This is a genomic window from Flavitalea flava (assembly GCF_054461575.1).
On the sequence record NZ_JBTLQH010000031.1, the window covers coordinates 16,494 to 37,202 of the forward strand.

The 20,709-nt window shown below is 45.7% G+C and carries 17 protein-coding genes; 13 read left to right on the plus strand and 4 right to left on the minus strand.

Annotation, left to right across the window (positions count from 1 at the left end; translation table 11 throughout):
- The first annotated feature begins 59 nt into the window (after positions 1-59).
- The 12 genes from ACX0G9_RS22555 to ACX0G9_RS22610 all read left to right on the plus strand — a co-directional run bounded on the left by ACX0G9_RS22555 (position 60) and on the right by ACX0G9_RS22610 (position 11,261).
- A complete protein-coding gene (locus ACX0G9_RS22555; protein ID WP_459067226.1) occupies positions 60-1,532 on the plus strand; it encodes a RagB/SusD family nutrient uptake outer membrane protein in 1,473 nt (490 codons plus the stop codon).
- 177 nt (positions 1,533-1,709) lie between these two features.
- Positions 1,710-2,309 (plus strand): short chain dehydrogenase, encoded by a 600-nt coding sequence (locus tag ACX0G9_RS22560; protein ID WP_459067227.1) that lies wholly within the window; start codon positions 1,710-1,712, stop codon positions 2,307-2,309.
- A 112-nt stretch (positions 2,310-2,421) separates the two neighbouring features.
- Positions 2,422-3,237, plus strand: coding sequence for a hypothetical protein (locus ACX0G9_RS22565; RefSeq protein ID WP_459067228.1), 816 nt, complete (start codon positions 2,422-2,424; stop codon positions 3,235-3,237).
- Between the two features lie 209 nt (positions 3,238-3,446).
- Complete coding sequence (locus ACX0G9_RS22570; protein ID WP_459067229.1) at positions 3,447-4,037, plus strand: RNA polymerase sigma-70 factor; 591 nt, start codon at positions 3,447-3,449, stop codon at positions 4,035-4,037.
- Positions 4,038-4,074: 37 nt separating this feature from the next.
- The gene (locus tag ACX0G9_RS22575; RefSeq protein WP_459067230.1) at positions 4,075-5,139 is read left to right on the plus strand and encodes a FecR family protein; all 1,065 of its coding nucleotides are present in this window, start codon (positions 4,075-4,077) and stop codon (positions 5,137-5,139) included.
- A 5-nt stretch (positions 5,140-5,144) separates the two neighbouring features.
- Complete coding sequence (locus tag ACX0G9_RS22580) at positions 5,145-5,621, plus strand: hypothetical protein (RefSeq protein WP_459067231.1); 477 nt, start codon at positions 5,145-5,147, stop codon at positions 5,619-5,621.
- Positions 5,622-5,653: 32 nt separating this feature from the next.
- The gene (locus ACX0G9_RS22585; protein WP_459067232.1) at positions 5,654-6,043 is read left to right on the plus strand and encodes a hypothetical protein; all 390 of its coding nucleotides are present in this window, start codon (positions 5,654-5,656) and stop codon (positions 6,041-6,043) included.
- A gap of 174 nt (positions 6,044-6,217) precedes the next feature.
- Positions 6,218-6,574, plus strand: coding sequence for a hypothetical protein (locus ACX0G9_RS22590; RefSeq protein WP_459067233.1), 357 nt, complete (start codon positions 6,218-6,220; stop codon positions 6,572-6,574).
- Positions 6,575-6,842: 268 nt separating this feature from the next.
- A complete protein-coding gene (locus ACX0G9_RS22595) occupies positions 6,843-7,805 on the plus strand; it encodes a PfkB family carbohydrate kinase (protein WP_459067234.1) in 963 nt (320 codons plus the stop codon).
- Positions 7,781-8,998 carry a DNA polymerase IV gene (gene dinB / locus ACX0G9_RS22600; protein ID WP_459067235.1) on the plus strand — a complete coding sequence of 406 codons (1,218 nt, stop codon included), beginning with the start codon at positions 7,781-7,783 and terminating at the stop codon, positions 8,996-8,998. The genes ACX0G9_RS22595 and dinB overlap by 25 nt, the downstream gene beginning before the upstream one ends.
- Positions 8,999-9,145: 147 nt before the next feature.
- Entirely contained in the window at positions 9,146-9,781 is a 636-nt protein-coding gene (locus ACX0G9_RS22605) for a peroxiredoxin (protein ID WP_459067236.1), read from the plus strand.
- Between the two features lie 181 nt (positions 9,782-9,962).
- Complete coding sequence (locus ACX0G9_RS22610) at positions 9,963-11,261, plus strand: metal-dependent hydrolase family protein (RefSeq protein WP_459067237.1); 1,299 nt, start codon at positions 9,963-9,965, stop codon at positions 11,259-11,261.
- 39 nt (positions 11,262-11,300) lie between these two features.
- Here ACX0G9_RS22610 and ACX0G9_RS22615 read toward each other — a convergent pair whose 3' ends face one another.
- Both ACX0G9_RS22615 and ACX0G9_RS22620 read right to left on the minus strand, forming a co-directional pair.
- Positions 11,301-12,284, minus strand: a complete 984-nt coding sequence (locus ACX0G9_RS22615; RefSeq protein WP_459067238.1) for a ThiF family adenylyltransferase — start codon at positions 12,282-12,284, stop codon at positions 11,301-11,303.
- 68 nt (positions 12,285-12,352) lie between these two features.
- The gene (locus ACX0G9_RS22620; RefSeq protein ID WP_459067239.1) at positions 12,353-12,574 is read right to left on the minus strand and encodes a hypothetical protein; all 222 of its coding nucleotides are present in this window, start codon (positions 12,572-12,574) and stop codon (positions 12,353-12,355) included.
- 1,263 nt (positions 12,575-13,837) lie between these two features.
- On the opposite strand from ACX0G9_RS22620, the gene ACX0G9_RS22625 reads away from it, so the two are divergent.
- A complete protein-coding gene (locus ACX0G9_RS22625; protein ID WP_459067240.1) occupies positions 13,838-15,694 on the plus strand; it encodes a hypothetical protein in 1,857 nt (618 codons plus the stop codon).
- A gap of 59 nt (positions 15,695-15,753) precedes the next feature.
- On the opposite strand, the gene ACX0G9_RS22630 is transcribed toward ACX0G9_RS22625, so the two are convergent.
- Both ACX0G9_RS22630 and ACX0G9_RS22635 read right to left on the minus strand, forming a co-directional pair.
- Positions 15,754-17,199 (minus strand): SusD/RagB family nutrient-binding outer membrane lipoprotein, encoded by a 1,446-nt coding sequence (locus ACX0G9_RS22630; RefSeq protein WP_459067241.1) that lies wholly within the window; start codon positions 17,197-17,199, stop codon positions 15,754-15,756.
- 18 nt (positions 17,200-17,217) lie between these two features.
- Complete coding sequence (locus tag ACX0G9_RS22635; protein ID WP_459067242.1) at positions 17,218-20,427, minus strand: SusC/RagA family TonB-linked outer membrane protein; 3,210 nt, start codon at positions 20,425-20,427, stop codon at positions 17,218-17,220.
- Positions 20,428-20,709: the final 282 nt, after the last annotated feature.

Below are 20,709 nucleotides of genomic sequence, written 5' to 3' on the forward strand. Positions count from 1 at the left end.
GCCGGGTACCAAACCAATGAGTGGTAACCTGATAGATTAACCGTTCTTAAAAGTATAACATGAAAAAGTATCTTATCATTTTTGCTTATATCGCTGCAACCGGATCGATGACCGGTTGTAAAAAGTTCCTGGATGAAAATCCGAAGGGACTGATCGACGGGCCAACCGCCATCTTCGACGTGACCAGCCTCGATGCTGCGTTGACGGGTTCTTACAAAGGAGTGACCAGGACCTGGGCCAGGGGATTTATCAATTCCAGCACACAGGGATTTTCCATGGGAGGCGATGATCTGACAACGATCGTGGGAGGTAATAAAGCCGATTTCCGGCAGATCGACCAGTTCAGCGTTACTTCTGCCAATTCGCATATTGCCATGATCTGGAATGGCTGTTATAAAATGATCCAGGGCGCCAACAAAGTTATCGCCAGTGCGCCAACGATCTCCGGCGACCAGACCAAAATAGATGGTATTGTCGGAGAAGCCCATTTCCTGCGGGCATTAGGTTATTATTGGCTGACAAGAGGCTGGGGCCCCATTCCCCTGATCACCGAGCCTGCCGATGCCATCACGCCGGAATTGCTCAACATGAAAAAATCAGAGCCCGCCGATGTCTATAAGGTGATTGAAGCCGATCTGGCTCTTTCTGAAAACTTATTACCCGATGCCAAACGCGATCCGGGCAGACCAAACAAAGGAACGGCTAAAGCCCTGCTGGCCGATGTATACCTGACCGAAGCCGGATGGCCCATCAAGGATAATTCCAAATATGCGCTGGCGGCATCCAAGGCCAAGGAAGTGATTGATAATAAAACACTTTATGGTTTTGACCTGGTCGACTTCGCCGTCCTTTGGGCCGGTAATGCAAGCGCCATCGGAACGAAAGAAGAAGTAATGGCCTTCCATACTTCGGAGAATTATGGTGGTTCCACGAACTCCCTGGCCGGTGCGCCGACCATTCCTGCTGAAGAAGGCGGATGGGAAGATTATGAATCCGAGATCAACTTCTTCCTCAATTTCCCGGCAGGTAAAAGAAAAGATATTACTTTCCATACCATCTTCACCAAAGGAGACGGAACACAGGTGCCCTGGCAGAACAGCGTATCCGGTCATCCATATTATGGCAAATTCCGGATCGAACACAACGACCATTGGTGGTCCTCCATGCCGGTTCATATGATCCGTTATGCGCATGTACTCCTGATCTATGCCGAAGCACAGGCCCGTGCAGACGGAGCGCCCAATGGCGATGCCTATGCAGCAGTCAATGCCGTTCGTGCCAGGGCAGGATTAACCGATCTGGCCGCCGGCCTTTCCGGTCCTGATTTTACCGATGCCATTGTGAACGAAAGAGCCTGGGAATTTGCCGGAGAAGGTACGACCCGCTGGTTCGATCTGCAACGTTTGGAAATCGTGGAATCCGTGAATGCCAACAAAAATTCCGCAGATCTGAAACCGATCGGAACGATCACCAAGGCCAATTATTGGTTCCCCGTTCCGTTATCCGACGCCAGTATTAATCCGAATCTATAGTTTTTAGGATCCAATTTCCGAATATTTATTTTTTGATCTACCCTTTTGAATTTTCTAATCATGCAGTTTGGGGCCCTTTTCCAGGGGCTCCATTTTTTTTGGGATGGATCGTTAACTTTGTTGTTGATTTGAGTTTGATCTTGATTTAAGGTTGTCCTTATTTTTAAATAGACGCATATGAAGATCCTTATAATAGGCGGAGGTGGAACTTTAGGCAAAAAAATCGTTCAAAGTCTTGATCCCAAACATGAGATTCTTATTGCAGGAAGGACTAGCGGGGATGTGCAGGTGGATATTACATCCGAGCATTCCATTCGCCAATTGTATGAAAAGGTCACGGGGCTTGATGCCTGTGTTTGTGTAGCCGCTTCCGGGGCGATGGATAATTTCCTAACCCTGACGGAAAAAGACCTGTTGGAAAATATGAAGGGTAAATTATTCGGACAGATCAACCTGGTATTGATCGGTCAGCAATACCTGAATGCGGGTGGGAGTTTTACCCTGACATCCGGGGTTTTTGGTGACTACCCGGCTCACGGAGTTACAGGCGGCGGGATGATCAGCGGAGCTCTCCATAGTTTTGCTCTTTCTGCGGCATTGGAACTAAAAGACAGTCTCCGGGTAAATGTTGTAAGTCCTGGAATGGCCGAGGACTCGGCTGGCGATTACCAGCATTTGTTCCCTGATTTGAAACCTGTTACGATGGCACGTTTAGTCGAGGCCTATAAGAACAGTATCGAGGGGCTGAATTCCGGGGAGATTTTTCGGGTGTATTGAGCGATATTTTAGTATGTCGTTACGCCACAGAGGGCTGGGGCCTGATACAACTATATTTTGGCGGTCCATTACCCGCATGGCATAGGATATGCGGCAGTCCTATAAACGCCGTATGAAAAGAATACTGCTCTTGCTGGATGGAGTACATAATTCCTCGCACCTGCTAACTTCGGTGCTAAGCATCGTGCAATCGGATAAATCTTTTGTACAGGTCATTCTTTTACGCCGGTCTTATATTTCGAACCTTATACATCCTTTGACCACCGATCTTTCTGTCATGGAAAAAGAGCAGGAAAAGGACAGACGATTACTGGAGGATAACCTGGTTCAGATCCGGCATACCTTTTCGGGAACCGGAGTGAGCCATTCTATAGAGGAAGGAAATTTCACCCTGGATGAAGTCTTGGAAAACACTGCTTTCGCTGATGTTATATTGGCTGATGCCCGGATCAGTCTTTCGGATCTTTTGTACTTTCCGCTGAATATCACCTTTAAGGATCTTCTTTCGGATGCCCATTGTCCCGTGTTATTACTCAGGGAGGACATCAGCCAGATAGAAAGGATAATTCTGGCATATGATGGTCACTTTTCCTGCATTTATGCTTTTAAACTTTTTTGCTATCTTTTTCCCTATTGGCGTTCCCTGCCTGCTTACCTGGTTACTATCCGCACAAAGGAAAATAAAGAACCCGATTACCAGAAACATATTGGTGATTGGTTAAGTATGCATTTCGATCATATTGAAGTGGAAGGATTAACCGGGAAAGTTTCGGAAGAGTTACCTGGTTTTGTGAACCGGTTTGGCGGCAGCCAGATCCTGGTAATGGGTGCCTACGGAAGAACGGCCGTTTCCCGACTTTTTCGTCAAAGCCTGGCCAATACCATGCTGGAAAAAACAACTGCCTCCTTATTTAATACCCATGAATAGAGCAGGTTTGTAAATTATAATTCTCTGAATTATGGATTCCCCATTTTGTGTAGATAATTTTCCACGGATACGGAAGAACCAGTGAAGAAACCGCGGAAGAGCCACAGAAAATCCTGAAATTCCTCAAAATATTATAATATTGCTGCCATAAGCAGGGAGGCCCGACCTCACAGACCATTATTAACCGCAACTTCATATTTTTCAGGCCAATGAATCCGGACGAAACAATAACCTGGAGATCCATTCAGCAAAAAGACGGGCAGGTATTTGAAAATTATTACAAGGAGCATTATACCTATTTTTTCCTGGGGGCCTGTAAGTATCTTAAAGATGCGGGGCTTGCCGGGGAAATCGTTAATGATGTGTTTGTCACCATTTGGGAGGATGCGGAGAAGATCCATATCGATTCATCCCTGAAATCCTATATCTATCGTGCCGTCATTAACAGAAGCCTGAATGCCTTGAATAAAAACAAACGGGAACGGCAACTGCAGAAAGAGCTGAACCGTTTACCGGAACCGGTCGTCGAATTAAGGGAAATGGAAGAAAATGAATTGAAGCTAAGGCTGTACCGGGCGATCGACCAATTACCGGAGCAGTGCCAAAGGGTATTCAAAATGAGCCGTTTCGAAGCCTTAAAACAACAGGAGATTGCTGACCAGCTTGGCATTTCCATTAAAACCGTAAAGAACCATATCACCCATGCCCTGAAACAATTGACCATCGCCCTGCGGGATTGGGGGTCGATCCCCGTAATTGTTCTGGCGGTAATAAAAGAAATATTTTGGCCCGGACACTAGGTCCATGGGCTATTTTTTATGTCTTATAACCGAAACTATGGATTTGCAGCCTTCATATGATGATCTTCCCTGGGAACTGATCGCAGCCGCCCTGCAGGGCGGGTTAACTCCTGACGAGGACCTTCGGTTCGGTCAATGGCTGGCTCTTTCCCAGGAGAATCGACAAAAATACGATCAGCTGCAGCATAGCTGGAAGGATGGAATGGAGGATTATGGCTTTTACCGGGAAGCGAATGCGACAAAGGGTTGGGACGCGCTCCGGAAAAGGATCGAACCCTCCCAAGCAAACAGCGGCGTCAAAGCTATGAGCGGTGTCCAAAAAATCAGCGGTGTCAAAGAAATCGACGGCGCCTTTAATCAAAGAAGGACATTGGCCAGACGCCTGGCAGCCGCGGCGGCAGTCCTGACACTCGTTGCCGGAGCGGGCTGGTGGTATATTTCCGGGAAAAGTTCCGCTATGCTGTATGAGACGGCGTTTAACGAGCAGAAAAAAATATCCCTGCCGGACGGTTCGACCATGTCTTTACATGCGCAAACCCATATCCGGATTGTACCCGGCTATAATAAAACCGGCAGGACAATTATCCTCGCCGGGGGGGAGGCTCATTTTGAGATCTCTCACCGGGAGCAACTCCCTTTTACGGTAGAGATGGACGGCGCCAGTGTTAAGGATATCGGAACCGGGTTCACCATTCAAAGAACGAAAGACAGTATAAAAGTCATCGTATCCAGCGGTAAGGTAGCCTTTATAAAAAAGGAGACCGGGGAATCCAGGGAATTATCCGCAGGCAATTCCCTTTGTTATTATATTGCTGAACACCATTTCGGGGAACTGAGGACAACGGATCCGGCAAACAGCGGCGGCTCCCTGCGTTTTGATAATGCCCCATTGTCGGAGGTGATCAATGCCCTGCAAAAGGTATTCGACAAAAAGATAAGGCTGAATGATACGGCGATCGCACAAAAAAGACTGACCGTTCACCTGGATGGAGAGACCTTTGATAATGACCTTAGAATTATTTGTGCTTCTTTAAACCTGGAATACGCGGAAACGGACGGAGTGTATTGGGTAAAAACCAAAGATACCGAGGCCCATCCCTAAAATCTATGTCTGTATATAAACTATCCTTCTTTCCTGCGCGTTACCAAAACCATGTCCTGGCATTATTGTTCTCCCTTTTCTTTTTAAGTTCTCCATCATCCTTCGCTCAGGTCTTAGGACAGGAAAAAAAAATTACGGAAATCCATATTACGGTCACCCTGAAAGACAGCCCATTTCAGGAAGCCTTATCCATCATTGAATATAAGATCCCTTTTAAATTTGCCTATAGTACCGAACTGGCGCTACAACAAAAAAAGGTGTCGGCCGCCGGGGCAATTGCTACATATGAAGCGGGTAAGGAATTTTATAATGAACCCACTTTAGGAAATGGACTTAAGGTGGTAGGGAATGTCGTTATAACGGCTCTTGCAGGATTTGAACGATTAAATCCTTTAATTGGAATAGGACTTACTATTCTTGATTTAACGGGTACTACAGATGCATTTTATAAAGGGCTTGGAAGCATATTCGGCGATAAATAAAAATAGAAATGATAAAACTTTTAAAGTATATTATGAGAATATTCTATGCTAATGAGAATTATTCAAAATATTCATTTCGGGGTATGAATTATTTTATGGCACTTATAATGGCTACTTTTTACGTAATTATAACTTTGTTAATGGTCTTATTTATTTTTACAGCAGTTTATCCAAAATTTTATGAATATTATCTTAGTGTCGATCCTAGAATGCCATCTCTCCTGTCTTCTATTTTAACACTTGGTTTTATTTTTTTCGTACTTAGAATTACAATCAAAGAGGATGCATTGAAAGAATATACGATCACAAAAGAATTTGTACATAAAGCCGTAAATTATTTAATTGCTTACGCCTTGGTTGTTGGGTTGATTATTATGTTCGTTGGTTTAAAATTTTTACGGCACTATAAGGGGCATTTATAGGCTATTCATAAACTTCTCTTTTATGACCGATGGAATGATTGTAACGATATGCCGGCCATCATGAATCTCATAGATTATCCGGAAGTCGCCAATATGAATGCGGTTGTTATCACGGCCTTTTTGTTTTTTGCTGCCAGGTGGATGGGAAGAAGGCAGATGAGAACCATATAACCTTTGAGTAATTATCAAGAACAAATTGGTTCATATAAGTCTACCACGCCAAATCAATTATTCAAAGCATATGTTTATATGTATAAATTAGACAGCTTTGTCACACACAATTTCGTTACCCAGGTGAGACTGGATAAGAATAATAAGACAATTCTTCAAAGAACGATCTATAAGGAGGATTTTGAAAAATTTCTTGACTCCCCGCTAAAAGACTATGCAACTTTACGTTGTCCATCATTGGCCATATCAAATGGTTCTATTGAATTGGATTATAGCATTTCTATTCCATTGACAGATGTAGGAGTTGGCATGACAATGATGATTAAAAACGATGGAACCATTAGCTATCAAAATCATTAATTCCCCACCCCTCCCTTGAACTTATTGGCATCAAATGTGTTTTATCCCATTAAACCCGGGAAGGCCGCCGCAGTCGAATAGCAGGCTAAATAAGTGATTAAACGGCTAAAAGTCATCGATTAACCGGCAAAAGCAAGGGAATTGCCGATTAAAGCAGGCCAAAAAGCAGCGTTTAGGGCAAAATTCGGCTCTATTTGTTAAATTTGCCCATTGTTTGCCATAAGCCCGGGACTAAGACACTAGATAATTCTGAATTTAAACAGGGTACATGTACGAAATTTGTTGTATAGGACACATCACTTTAGACAAGGTGGTCACGACCAAATCAGTCGTCCACATGGCAGGCGGCACTTCTTTCTATTTTTCCAATGCTATCCGGAATATGGAGCTGAGTTATACGCTGGTCACTGCCCTGGCGGAACAGGAAATGAGTATCGTTACCGATCTTCGTGCTAAAGGCATCAATGTGAATGTGTTACCGAGTAAACATACCGTTTATTTCGAAAATATCTATTCCGGCAACCAGGATCACAGAACCCAAAAAGTATCGCAGAAGGCGGATCCCTTTACCGCCAAACAATTATTACCCTTTCAGGCCAAATTTTTTCATCTCGGTCCCTTACTGGCGGACGATATACCCGTAGAATCGATCAAAGCCCTCGCTGCAAAAGGCAGGGTCTCACTCGATGTTCAGGGTTATCTGCGCAAAGTGCAGAATGGGAACGTAGTGGCCATCGACTGGCCGGCTAAAAAGGAAGCTCTTCAGTATGTGGATATCCTGAAAGCCAATGAATATGAGATGTTTGTGCTGACCGGCAACAGGGATGTCCGCACCAGCGCCAGGATCCTGGCCGAATGGGGGGTAAAAGAAGTAGTGATCACCCTGGGCAGCAAAGGGTCCGTAATTTACAGCGACGATACCTATTATAATATACCTGCCTTTATTCCCCTGACTCCGGTAGTAGATGCCACCGGCTGCGGGGATACTTATATGGCCGGCTATCTTTATCAGCGCGTCAACGGGAATTCCATACAGGAATCCGGGGAATTCGCCTCTGCCATGGCGAGCATGAAGATCGAATCTTCAGGGCCTTTTACCGGGAATAAAAAAGACGTCCTGCGCTTATTACGTAATAGCAAGGAATATGCTAATGTCTTTAGTATCTTTGGGCCCGGCGGCCGTCGTCAGCTGGTCCACCCCGAAGAATGTCCACAGTACATCGAACCATAGCCCATTTTGACCTGGATGCATTTTTTGTATCCGTCGAATGCCTGAACGATCCGTCGCTCAAGGGCAAACCTTTGCTCGTAGGCGGTCACAGCGATCGCGGCGTAGTGGCGGCCTGCAGTTATGAGGCCAGAAAATATGGTATCCATTCCGCCATGCCGATGAAGACAGCCATGCGTCTTTGCCCGCATGCCACTGTGATCGGCGGCACACGGGGCGAATACAGCAAGTATTCCCGCTGGGTTACCGGGATCATCGCTGAAAAAGCCCCTCTTTTTGAAAAAGCCTCCATCGATGAATTTTACCTGGACCTGACCGGTATGGACCGGTTCTTCGATCCCTATAAATGGACGATCGAATTAAGGGAAGAGATCATCCGGGCTACCCAACTGCCAATTTCCTTTGCGCTGGCTTCCAATAAAATGATCGCCAAGATCGGTACCGACGAAGCCAAACCCAATGGCTATCTACATATTCCGGCCGGTATGGAGGAAGAATTCCTCGCGCCGCTGAAGGTGAACAAGATCCCCGGAGTGGGTGATCATACCTATCAGGCCTTGCTGGCCATGGATATCCGGACGATCCGTGATCTGGGCCGGCACCCCATAGAAGAACTGGAGCGGAGGTTCGGTAAATACGGACACGATCTTTGGAATAAGGCCAGGGGACAGCATACCGGGGAGGTAATTCCCTATTATGAGGCAAAATCCATTTCAACAGAAAATACCTTTGAAGAAAATAAGACCGATCTTAATTTTTTAATGGCGGAACTGGTCCGGATGACCGAAAAAATAGCTTTTGAACTACGCCAGGATAATAAAACGTCCGGTTGTATAGCGGTCAAGATCCGTTATCCCGACTTCGAGACCACCTCCCGGCAGGTGGCCATACCCTATACTTTTTACGATGACGAATTGATTGCCAAGGCAAAAGAGCTCTTCCACAAATTATACCGCCAGGGCCAGCCCATCCGTCTGCTTGGCGTCCGGTTAAGCGAACTTAACGGTGGAACCAAGTTAACGAAGGTTCCGAACGAGAAGGAGCAAGGGACGATGCTCCGACGAAGTTCTGTCCAAACCAACCTGTTCCAGAACCACCAAAAGAAAAATGAACTGTATAAAGCTATCGATGACGTCAAATCCCGCTTTGGGAAAGATGCGGTCGTGAAAGCCGGGGGACGCCCCCAAACCCCCTAACCCCGCCAAACCCCCTTCAGGGGTTAGGGTTAATATATAAATTAACGAAAAAAATACATTCCAGTCTACCTTATTGATAGGGAATTAATATCTTCGCAATCCGGCTGGCGTCAAATCCGGGCATTTTTTAACCTCAAATTTTTGTATATGAGTTTACGTTTAGGGGATACAGCTCCCAACTTTCAGGCAAAGACCTCTTTAGGAGAGATTGATTTTTATGAGTACCTGGGAAATTCCTGGGGTGTCTTATTCTCCCATCCCGCAGATTATACGCCTGTCTGTACAACCGAACTGGGAAGGACCGCTGGTCTGAAAGATGAATTTGCCAAACGTAATGTAAAAGTTCTGGCGCTCAGCGTTGATCCTGTTGACAAACACATAGGCTGGATAAAAGATATTAATGAAACGCAGAACGTAAGCGTTGAATTTCCCATCATCGCCGATGATGACCGGAAAGTAAGTGGTCTGTATGAATTCATCCATCCGAATGCTTCGGCTACGGCAACTGTCCGTTCTTTAGTCATTATCGGACCGGACAAGACGGTGAAACTGATCATCACGTATCCTGCTTCCACCGGAAGAAATTTCGTCGAAGTACTGCGGGTAATCGATTCCCTGCAGCTGACTGCCAATCACAGCGTAGCTACTCCTGCCGACTGGAAAGAAGGCGAAGATGTGATCGTTGTGCCTTCCATCAGCACAGAAGATGCACAGAAGAAATTCCCTAAGGGCGTAAAGGTCATCAAACCTTATTTGCGGTATACGCCGCAACCGAATAAATAAGAACGTCGGATTAGGCAAACTATCTTTCGGGCAAGCCCGGATATTTTATAAAGGACAAGCTGTTCAACCGGCTTGTCCTTTTTTTGTGCCCTGGTTGATGAATCCCTTCCATTTTCCGCCGATTATCGGTATATTGATTATAATTAGCGCTTTACCAAATTGCTTTAAATCAATCCCTGATATGAGAAAATTCTGGCCAAAAAGCATCGTTATTTGCGTTCTGCAACTGCTTTTCCTGACTCCCTTCCTTTTCGCTCAAAAGACTATTATTTATTGCGGCAAACTGATCGATCCTGCGACGCAGCAGGTACTTACCCAGATGTCTGTCATTGTGGACGGTAACAAGATCAGCGATCTTCAAAAAGGGTATATCACTGCTGCGGCAGGTGATAAGATCATCGATCTCAAGGGACGGACCGTAATGCCCGGTCTGATCGATGCGCATGTCCACCTTACCCATGAGACCAGCCCCGGCCAACAACTCAAACGGTTTACCGAGAATGATGCCGATGAAGCCTTTCTTTCTGTTGGTTATGCCCGGACAACTTTGATGGCAGGTTTCACTACGGTACGTGATGTGGGCGGCGACGGTGTGAATATCTCTTTGCGCAATGCCATAAAAAGAGGGATCATCGTCGGACCGAGAATGTATACCTCTGGTAAAGTGCTTGCTTCAACAGGCGGTCATGCCGATCCAACCAATGGATACCGCAAAGGTCTGAGCACCGACCCCGAACATACCGAGGCTGTAGTGGACGGAAAAGACGAAGCCATCAGGGCCGTCCGCCAGATGTATAAGGAAGGCGCCGATCTGATTAAGATCACTGCTTCGGGCGGCGTACTGAGCCTCGAGAAAGATGGAACGGGCCCTCAATTCTCCGAAGAAGAGATCAGGGCTATTGTTGAAACGGCGAAGGATTATGGGATGGCAGTAGCTGCGCATTCGCATGGGGCAGAAGCCATGAAACGTGCCATCCGTGCAGGAGTAACCTCCATCGAACACGGTACGCTCATGGATGAGGAAGCGATCGGTTTATTCAAAAAGTATGGTACCTGGTATGTGCCAACGATGATCGCCGGAAAATCCGTCGCCGATTCGGCCAGGAAACCCGGCTATTATCCGGAGGTAATCGCCGGTAAAGCCATTGCTATCGGACCGATGATTCAGAACACCTTTATCAGGGCCTATAAGGCCGGTGTCAAAATTGCCTTTGGCACAGATGCCGGTGTATACGCCCATGGCAAGAACTGGATGGAATTCATCTATATGACCGAAGGTGGCATGCCTGCGCTGGAAGCTATAAAATGCGCAACCATCAATGCTGCTACCTTAATCGGGATCTATGATAAAGTGGGTACCATCGAAAAAGGAAAATTGGCGGACATTGTTGCTGTTGATGGAGACCCCACCCAGGATATTCATGTCATGGGAAAAATGACCTTTGTCATGAAGGATGGTGTGGTGTATAAGAACGAATAAGCGTTGACCCCATCCTACCTTGTAGGATCTAATATGCATTTAATATTTACCCGCCGCATCCAGGAATCCGATCCGCCTGATCTGGTTCTTTTTGCGGGCATGCAGCAAATAATCGATGACCGCTTCTGTAAGACTTGCCGCTACTTTAAAATTAATGGGGCCGGAACTGGGGGGAATATCTATTGCAGGAAAGGCGTAAGATTCGTGATGGCTATGGGAACTACGGTCCCTGTTTCCTTTCTCCTCCCCGGTAAAAACCCCGACTATTCCATCCAGCAGTTGATAGCCGCCTAAAAAAACGGCGCTTTTCTTTCGGTTGGCAGCAATGGATTTGTAGAGATCCGGGGGATTATCCCCGCTGACAATGATAAGGTCATAAGGTTGATCGTAAGGGAGAGTTCTTTTTTTAAAGGCACTAAGATCAAAAAAATGAGGAGTGCAAACGATAGAAAGATCTGAAAAACGCTCCCGGAGCTCTTTTTTCAGGACATCCACTTTATACCGGTGAATATCGGGGCCTGCATAGAGCGTTTGTCTGTTCAGGTTGGTTCGCTCTACTTTATCGCCGTCGAGCAGATGGAAATTCCGGCAACCCAGACCTGCCAGTAAAAAGGATACATTCGAGCCTATTCCACCACATCCGACGATAAACACACGGCTTTGCATGATTCGGGTAAAGAGTACCTGAAAGGCAGAAAAATCCTTTACAAAATTCATCAGATAGGAGATGGTTCTGCTTAAAGGATGATGGCTGAGAAGGGGAGTGATGGTTGGAATATCGATTTCCCGGCAGCGCAATAAAAATTTACAGGAGAATAATCGTCTGATCAGTTCTTTTTGGGGAATGTTATCGATCCGGTAGAATCCAAGGGTTCCGTGAGCGTAAATATGGAGGGATTTGTGATCCTGGAACCGAAGATGTGCGCCTGGATTGATGAGTCCGATCAACCGGCCTTTAGATGACCGTAAAAAATTATCTTCTGTAATGAAACCTAAGTGGGTAAATACCTCTTTTTGCGTCATCTATTTTTGCGTCATCTAAAAAAAACATAGGATAAAAAAAAGCCTCCCGAAGGAGGCTTTAAAATTTATTAATTTTTTACAGCGCCACCACCGATGTTCTTCTTAGGTGCGGCTTTTTTTGCTGCTTTCTTTGCTGCTTTTTTGGGAGCTGCTTTTTTAGCGGCTTTCTTTGGAGCTGCTTTCTTAGCTGCTTTTTTAGGAGCTGCTTTCTTAGCGGCTTTCTTTACTGCTTTCTTTGGGGCTGCTTTTTTAGCGGCTTTTTTTGGTGCAGCTTTTTTTGCTTTTGCCATTTTGTTGCGAATTTATGGTTAGTAAATAATTGCTAGGCAAATATAAGTATAAAAACATTATATATATTGATTTGAAAGATAAATTTCGTGATGCAACTGTTAAAGTGCGTTTTTTTTGTTATGGACATTAATCGTTTCTAAATGATTTTTACGTCGTTAATGTGTTTTTAATTTTGAGTATTGTTGAAATTTTTTGATTGCTTATATCGGTAGTGAATCGTTGAAAGCATTGATATAACTGGTGTTTCAGTAGTCGTACCCATAAAATAGCTTATTGCTTACCGTTTGAATTTTGCATAACTGACTATCATTGATTCCTTCAGGTTTCGCATCGATAGTGACTTGAAATATATTTTTAAAAAAGTTTGGATTTACTTTCGGAAAATCATGAAAACTATAGTTTATCGGGTGATTAAGGATGCGTGGAAGCTTGATTAAGGATGTGTTTGAAAGGCAAACGCTGGTTTATCTTCTTTGTTTTCCATTTCTTTTCTTCTTCTTTTCATCCTTTTTTCGTCCTCTTTTCTTCTTCTTTTTTTGTGATTCCCTATCATTTTTTCCTTTTGAATAATCAGTATTTCTTTCGCATTTCCAACGTGAAGATTTGAGCTGTCAGAAAATCAAACGCAGTATTTGTTGATCGGGTTTCCATTTTTCGGATTTCGATTTTTTAGGTCGGGATAATTCCTGGGTTTCGATTTCTCAATTTCTTATTTTCAATTTCTTAGTTGGTTATTTCGATTTGAAATACTCCATCAACAAAAAAAGGAAAATGAAATAATGGACAGCAAAAAATCTAAAACGCATTCAAATTCGTATGTTTTTTTTGCGTATATGTTCTTGTTTTGAATTTTCTGTTCAACGAAGCCCAAAACAAAACAATACCATACTGGCAAACCGAGAATTTGCCATCTCCCCCGTCTCTAAACCTTCCCGCTTGGGAATATGAAATGCTGCTTCTGGCATTTCAATTAAATACACCATTGATATGGCGTATTTATAGATACATTTATAAATACATTCTTTCTGCTGTTGCTCAGGACATTTTTTAAGGAATATTGAAAATTTTCAATCGAAGAAGACAAATATTAGGTTGAATGTAATATTATTCCCTTTTTTTATCCTGGTACAGCGTCTTCGGGAATCTGCCTCAAAAGGGACTTTAGGTATCCGGCTAATATTAAAAATTTTTTTAACAGGTGACATTTGAAAACCTTACTATCTGCTAGTATATCCTTTATCCTACTTTATTTCACAACAACTTTGTCGGCTCAAACCGAGAGCCTGCATTTGCAACTCGACAAAACAGTGGCCTACCCATCGGACTCACTTTGGTTCCGAGGTTTTCTGTTTAATAACCAGTTTCTCTCCGATATAAGCACTAACTTAATCCTGGAACTTTACGACGATTCAAATAAGCTGGTCAATCGGGAAATTTTCCCTATTTCCGGCAGCATTATTATCGGCCAATTGCCTTTGCCAAAAAGACCAGGTCTTTATTGGCTAAGAAGCTACACCAGGAATTCTTCCTTTTACCTCACGTCGGTCACTATCCGGGACCCGGACAAGCCCTTGATCGTCCGGAATATCCTAAACGAAAAAGGAACTCCGATTATGACCGATACGGGTGGTTTGACCTTTGTTACGTCCAACACCCCCCAGGGAATATCGAGTACGATCTTCCCGCATTCGGGTAATATCTATAACGACAAACCTTTTACCCTCGTGCTGAAATATTATGACTCGATCACGGGGCAGTATCCTTTTATCCTGAATAAAGGGCATCAACGAAATTTCCTGTTGGAGGCAGATAGCCTTAGCGGGTCTTTCCGGGGTTATGCCAGTTTGCTCTATTATAATGCCGACACCCTGGTGGTCCGCCAGGACCTGTTCATTCCGCAAAAGCAGTTTCCTGTGGAGTTGACCCGGGATACTGGTAGTTACCTGCTGACCATATTGGATACGACCAATACCTGGAACTATTCGCTTTCGGTGTCACGGTTTACCGGGGAGGTTCATTCTCCGGATATCCTGTACGCTTTGGCTCCGCCGGGAAAGATAAAGGAGATGGATACTTCATTTCTTAATTTTAAAGGGACGGTGAGACTTAATACGCGGAGAGCTCCTGTTATCCAGGCAGAAGAGATGGTGGTGGTGACGGAAAAAGATTCTTCCCAAAGTACACGGGTGGTTGATATAGATTCTGCCGGCCAGGCTACCTTATCTAATATGTATTTTTTTGATACGGTTTATGTCAATTACATGTTGAACGGATCGCAATATACCCGTCCCGAAGAGATTAAATGGGTAATGACTCCACCGGAATATCCTGTCTTTTCCCCTCCGGATAGTCTGCACTTCCGGCTCGATACGTTGAATAATAGTCCTGTTTTTGAAATGCCCACCTTTGATACCCTTAAGTATTTGAAGGCGGCCATCGTAACGTCCCGTTATGCAGACCGGAATAAGGCTATCGACAGACGTTATTCTGCCGGACGTTTTACAGCGCCCGTCCATTTTTCCTTCGACCTGACCAAGGCGGATATGCGATACCCTACAGATATACTAACTTACCTGACGCACGAATTGTCAGGTTTTAGGCTGCCGCCTCCGGCAGCGGAAATGATAAAGGGAGAGCCCTTGTACCCGACCTACCGGGGCAAGCCTGCCACCTTTTACCTGAACGAACAACTGATCAACTGGAAGGACCTGAAGGCATCCAGGATGATGGAAATAGCCTATGTGAAGGTAATCGAGGATTTTGTAGACGATGGCCGGTTTATCCGCCAATTATCGGGAATCGGGGGAGATGAATTTGCCACATTTAATAACCCTACAGGAAAAGACAATGCCCCTTCCTGTATGATCTGCATCTACACGCGGAAGGACAAAGATCTGCGGGCGATTCCGGGAAGACTGAACCGGCTTGGTCTTAAAGGTTACGATAAACCACTCCGGTGGGAACATCCGGACAGGACCACGCTGTTATGGGTACCTTACTGTAATAAAAGAACCTACCGCTTTACCTTGCCAAATCCGAATATACGCCCCTTTAAAGTAGTTCTGGAAGGGGTTGATAAAAGGGGATATGCCTTACATTTCGAGAAAGTAGTAGAATAAAAAAAGCAGCTGCTACATTTCTGTAACCGCTGCTTTTTATCTTCAGGTGTAGTATTATCCTAATACATATCGAACCAAAGTTTGGTCGTCAGCAGATCCGCTCCCTGTTTGGTAACGGCATCGGTATAATTCGCACCGTTAAGAGATTGTTCGGTGCCAGGGTAAATGAACCGTACCGGAAGGCTTCCACTCAGTACTCCTGCCACGGCAGGTTTTAATTGCGGATAATCCAGTCTTCTCCATTCCGCGAAGGCTTCCAATCCCTGGCCGAATAAAGCGATCCATTTCTGATTACCGATCGATTTTTTATAATTAGCCGCATTGTACTGAACGGCAGGCTGATTCTTATAATTATTGACGATCGTTACATCGGTGATCCCGTATTGGTTCAGTGAAGCCCCGATAGCCTGGCCATAAAGTGCTGCAGGATCATCATTGGTAAAACCCCGTGCAGCGGCTTCCGACAGATCGAAGAGTACTTCGGCATAACTGATGATGACTGCCGGTGCCAGCGGGGCACTGAAATAGGTGCCGGGTTTGGAAGTCCTGGTAAAACCCAGGTTGGCGGCATCACCGACGGTCAGACCATTGGGAATACCTACATATCCGAAAGGAGCATCCTTTGTAGGGGCACAAAAGATGGGCAAACGGGGATCGTTCAGAGCGGCCAGCGTGTCTACGATCGTTTTACTGATCCGGTAATCATCCCGGGTATCGAAGGTATTGCTGATCGGATTCTGGTTCGGGGAATTCTGATAGATCAGTTCTGCGATCGCCGCATTGCCATCGATATACGTTCCGCCTTCACTTTGGATATCGTCAAGCACCTGTTTGGCCAGGGTTGGCTCCCTGTCGGCGATACGCAGGGCGATACGCAGACGCAGGGAGTTGGCAAACTTTTTCCAGGAAAGGATATTTCCATTATAAATGGGATCGCCCTGTATCCCCGTTCCTGCAGGATCGAGCGAAGCCTGTGCGGATTTCAGATCGTCCAGCAAACCATGATATACTTCCTGTTGCGTATTGTAAACAGGGGTCAGAAAGGAATCGATATTACCGGCCTGGCGGAAAGGTATCGCTCCATAGGAATCCGTCAGTAATTGGAAAACCCAGGACCTCAGGACCAGCGCCACCCCTTTATAATTAGGAATACCCTGATCTGCGCTCAGACTGATCACCTTATTCAAATTGCTGATGCTTTGTGTGTACCCTGTTCTCCACAGCGTCACAAAGCTGCTGTTGGTCAGAATATACCGATCGGGGTCCGTGTATTGAATCTTTGCCCAATGTTGAACGAACAACAGGGAGGAATTGATATTGATATCTACTCCCCAATAGGCGTCGGCCGTTAGTTTCTCCGCAGCCGTCAGCAAATAATCGGGCTGTGGGTTTTCCGTGCCGTTTGGATTCTTATTGACATCCGCCAGCTCTTTTTTGCAGGATACGGATACCAAGAGTACCATACCGGCGAGTAAAAGGATTATATATTTTTTCATCGTGTTCATACTAGTATTTTTAAAACTTTAAAACCGCAGATTGATATTAAATCCAAAACTCCTGGTTCCGGGGAGACTGAGATCTTCCAGACCTTGTCCGTTGCCGGTATTGAAGGCCGTCTCCGGATCCACATTCGGGATATTTTTGTGAATGAAAAGGAGGTTACGTCCTACCAGGGCGATTCGTGCTCCGACAAAACCGATATGGCTCAGCCAGGCAGTGGGAAGATCATAACCTAATTTTATTTCGCGCAATTTCACGAAAGAAGAACTATAGATCCAGGCTTCATCAAAACCGTAAAGACCTTCATAATAACGCTGTGCGGGCAAAATGTTTTTATTGGCTTTGCCGTCGGCTGTTACGCCTTTGAAGATGATCCCGTCATCGTGAATGGTTTCACCACCGGGAGCGGAACTACCGGCTACAGCAGCCTGGGAGTTATCGTTGCCGGGAAAATAATAAGACAAGCCGCCGTGTTGAGCATCACGGCCATTTAGTGTGGAAGCCAGGACGCCGGTATAAGAACCGGTCGCATTGGTACCCGAATATTGTGAACCGCCGATGCTGGCATCGATCAGGACACTTAGGCTGATATTTTTATAAGTAAAGGTGTTGGTGATACCACCGGTCCAATCCGGGGTATATTTCCCCAGGATCTTTTCAGTGGGATTGGTTGCAGGAGATCCGTCATCATTGACGATGATCTGTCCTTTATCATCACGCAGGAAAGCAAGACCGAACAGGGAGCCATAGGCCTGGCCCACTGTGGCGATGGTTTGGATCGTTCCGTCGTTACCCAGGGAATAATTCTTCAGATTACCTCCGTTATCGAGGGAGATCAGCTTACTCCGGTTGCGGGCATAATTCAGATTGATATCCCAGGTGAAATCCTTGATCCTGACAGGGGTAAGACCCAGTTGTATTTCAAAACCATGATTGTTCAGACGGCCCGCATTGATCAGCTCCTGCTGATAACCGGTGGAGGAACTTACATCCACTTTAAGGATCTGGTCATAACTGCTCGAGCTGTAATAACTGGCGTCCAAACGAATGCGGTTTTTAAAAAAGCCCGCTTCCACACCGACTTCGGAGGAAGTCGTCGTCTCCGCTTTCAGATTCGGGTTCAATTTCAGGGAACCAGTCGTTAACTGCGGATTCGAGCCAAAAGGCGGCGTAATAAATGGATACGAATTGATCAGCTGATATGGTCCGGCATCGTTACCGACCTTGGACCATCCTCCGCGGACCTTGGCATAACTAAGCAGATCGCTCTTTATATCAAAGGCGTCGGTCAGCACTACCGATCCCGAAACGGAAGGGTAGAAATAGGACTGATGCTCGACAGGAAGAGTGGAAGACCAGTCGTTGCGGGCGGTGAACGTCAGGAACGCATAATTCCGGAAACTAAGGGTTGCGGAACCGAATGCGCTGTAAATTTTTGAGCGGGCAAATGAATCGGAAGAGATCAGGGGATCTCTTGAATTGGTCAGGGTATACAGACCGGCAACGGCCAGTTTGGGCGCCTTCTGGTCATTGTCCTGGAAGGAAGTGGTGCGTAAATTGCCGCCTGCCAGCGCTTCCAGGTTAAAATCGGAATTCAGTTTGCGGGTATAATTCAAGGTAGCTTCCGTATTCGATTCCCGTACGGTATAAGCATCTTCTTCATAAGAACCGAAAGGCGTTCCGCTGGTGCCATAGGCGATGCGGACCTTACGGCGATCCGTATAATAATCGGTGCTGGTCTTCAGATTGGCGGTAAGACCGTCGATGATCTTATAACTCAGCCCGAGATTACCGATTACGCGGTCCCTGGTCTGACCAACCGTATTCTGTTCGGCAATAAAAAAGGGATTGCTGTAATAGGCATTGTTCCAGTTCAGCGGGCTTCCCGTCTTTTTATAATGGTCACGGAGCTGGTTCATATCCACCTGCCGTCCGAACCAGGTGAACTGGAGCATGGTGCTGGTAGAACGTTTGCCGCCTGAGCCGGGAAGATTGCCGGCATTGGTCTGGATATAATTGACCGCTGCCGTCAGTGTAAGCCTCGGATCTATCCGCAAGGTCGTATTCAGCGAAAAGGAATTTCTTCCCAGATCGGTATTGGGGATAACCCCGAAATTCTTCTGGGTATTGGCCGAGAAACGGTAATCGAATTTATCGCTGGCATCTGCAATGGCAACCCCGTTGCTGTAGCCTACCCCTGTTTTGAAATAATCTTTTACATTGTTCGGATGGGCGACAAATGGAGCAGGTGTACCGTCAAACAACTGAGGGATCAGCTGCCCGTCCATTTTTGGTCCCCAGCTTTCGTCGACGGCGTCATTGGTGCCGCCTCCCTTACCATCTTTATACGCGAATTCTCCGTTTGAACCCTGACCGAAAACATTCTGGTATTTTGGAAGCGTAAGGAGATTCTCGAAGCTGGTATTGGAATTAACAGTGATGCCTAATCCCTTTTTATTTTTTCCGCTCTTTGTTTTGATGAGCACAACGCCGTGAGCAGCGCGGGAACCATAAAGGGCTGCTGCATTGGGGCCTTTCAGCACGCTGATGGACTCGATATCGTCAGGGTTAATATCGGCGATGGCATTCTGAAAATCGCGCGAACTGCCTGCAGGGACATTCTGCGTGTTATCCACCGGGAAACCATTGATGACGAATAAGGGCTGATTATTTCCGGAAATGGAAGTTTCCCCGCGGATGACGATACGGGAAGACCCCATAGAGCCCTGGCTGCTGGTTACACGCACACCGGCGACCTTACCTTCCAGCGCATTGACCAGATTATTCTCGCGTGCTTCAGAAATATCTTTTGCTTTTAATTCCTGAACGGCATAACCCAGGGATCTTTTTTGTTTGGCGATACCCAAGGCGGTAACCACTACTTCATTCATGGTTCCTTGTGCCGGCTCCAGCGAAACCGACAAAGGTTCGCCTGCAGCATTGACAGTTATTTCTTTTGTCTGATAGCCGATAAAGCTAAATTGTATGACCGAACCGGGTGAAACGGCGATGCCGAATTTTCCGGATGCATCGGTCTGCGTTGCACCGCGGGCGCCTTTAACGGCAACCGTGACGCCTTGGAGCAATTGCCCGTCGGCTTTGGCGGTAACAACGCCGTTGATTCGGAAAGACTGCGCCTGCGCGGTGTTTCCGGCGAGCAACAGCGATAAGATCAGCAGACTAAACCATAGGCCAGGTTTTTTTCTCCAATTCCCAGTTAGCATTTTTTTCATTCCCGTTCTTTTAAGTGACTCAATGTTTTTTTTCGAACTGCAAATATAAATATCCCTACTTGATTTGTAGACTATTATTTTTTTGCCACTCCGATAAAATTTATAAATGCGACGAATTGTCAGGGCTTGCTGCGATTTGTGTTTTGGTAGTATTCAACGATTTTGTGGCTGTAAACAACTGTCAAAATGAGTATTCAATTGACAAAACGATGGGAATATGCAGATTTTACACCAATATTTTTGTAATTTCCAGGCAAATAGTCATAGACCCTATTTTTAAAA

What these genes read in the sequence shown, in the direction of transcription:
- ACX0G9_RS22565 (WP_459067228.1), top strand. Translation starts at nt 2,422, where the DNA reads ATGAAAAGAATACTGCTCTTGCTGGATGGAGTACATAATTCCTCGCAC.
- ACX0G9_RS22635 (WP_459067242.1), bottom strand. Translation starts at nt 20,427, where the DNA reads ATGAAAAAAATGCTAACTGGGAATTGGAGAAAAAAACCTGGCCTATGG.
- ACX0G9_RS22630 (WP_459067241.1), bottom strand. Translation starts at nt 17,199, where the DNA reads ATGAACACGATGAAAAAATATATAATCCTTTTACTCGCCGGTATGGTA.
- ACX0G9_RS22555 (WP_459067226.1), top strand. Translation starts at nt 60, where the DNA reads ATGAAAAAGTATCTTATCATTTTTGCTTATATCGCTGCAACCGGATCG.
- ACX0G9_RS22585 (WP_459067232.1), top strand. Translation starts at nt 5,654, where the DNA reads ATGAGAATATTCTATGCTAATGAGAATTATTCAAAATATTCATTTCGG.
- ACX0G9_RS22605 (WP_459067236.1), top strand. Translation starts at nt 9,146, where the DNA reads ATGAGTTTACGTTTAGGGGATACAGCTCCCAACTTTCAGGCAAAGACC.
- ACX0G9_RS22620 (WP_459067239.1), bottom strand. Translation starts at nt 12,574, where the DNA reads ATGGCAAAAGCAAAAAAAGCTGCACCAAAAAAAGCCGCTAAAAAAGCA.
- ACX0G9_RS22570 (WP_459067229.1), top strand. Translation starts at nt 3,447, where the DNA reads ATGAATCCGGACGAAACAATAACCTGGAGATCCATTCAGCAAAAAGAC.
- ACX0G9_RS22575 (WP_459067230.1), top strand. Translation starts at nt 4,075, where the DNA reads ATGGATTTGCAGCCTTCATATGATGATCTTCCCTGGGAACTGATCGCA.
- ACX0G9_RS22595 (WP_459067234.1), top strand. Translation starts at nt 6,843, where the DNA reads ATGTACGAAATTTGTTGTATAGGACACATCACTTTAGACAAGGTGGTC.
- ACX0G9_RS22560 (WP_459067227.1), top strand. Translation starts at nt 1,710, where the DNA reads ATGAAGATCCTTATAATAGGCGGAGGTGGAACTTTAGGCAAAAAAATC.
- ACX0G9_RS22615 (WP_459067238.1), bottom strand. Translation starts at nt 12,284, where the DNA reads ATGACGCAAAAAGAGGTATTTACCCACTTAGGTTTCATTACAGAAGAT.
- ACX0G9_RS22610 (WP_459067237.1), top strand. Translation starts at nt 9,963, where the DNA reads ATGAGAAAATTCTGGCCAAAAAGCATCGTTATTTGCGTTCTGCAACTG.
- dinB (WP_459067235.1), top strand. Translation starts at nt 7,781, where the DNA reads ATGTCCACAGTACATCGAACCATAGCCCATTTTGACCTGGATGCATTT.
- ACX0G9_RS22580 (WP_459067231.1), top strand. Translation starts at nt 5,145, where the DNA reads ATGTCTGTATATAAACTATCCTTCTTTCCTGCGCGTTACCAAAACCAT.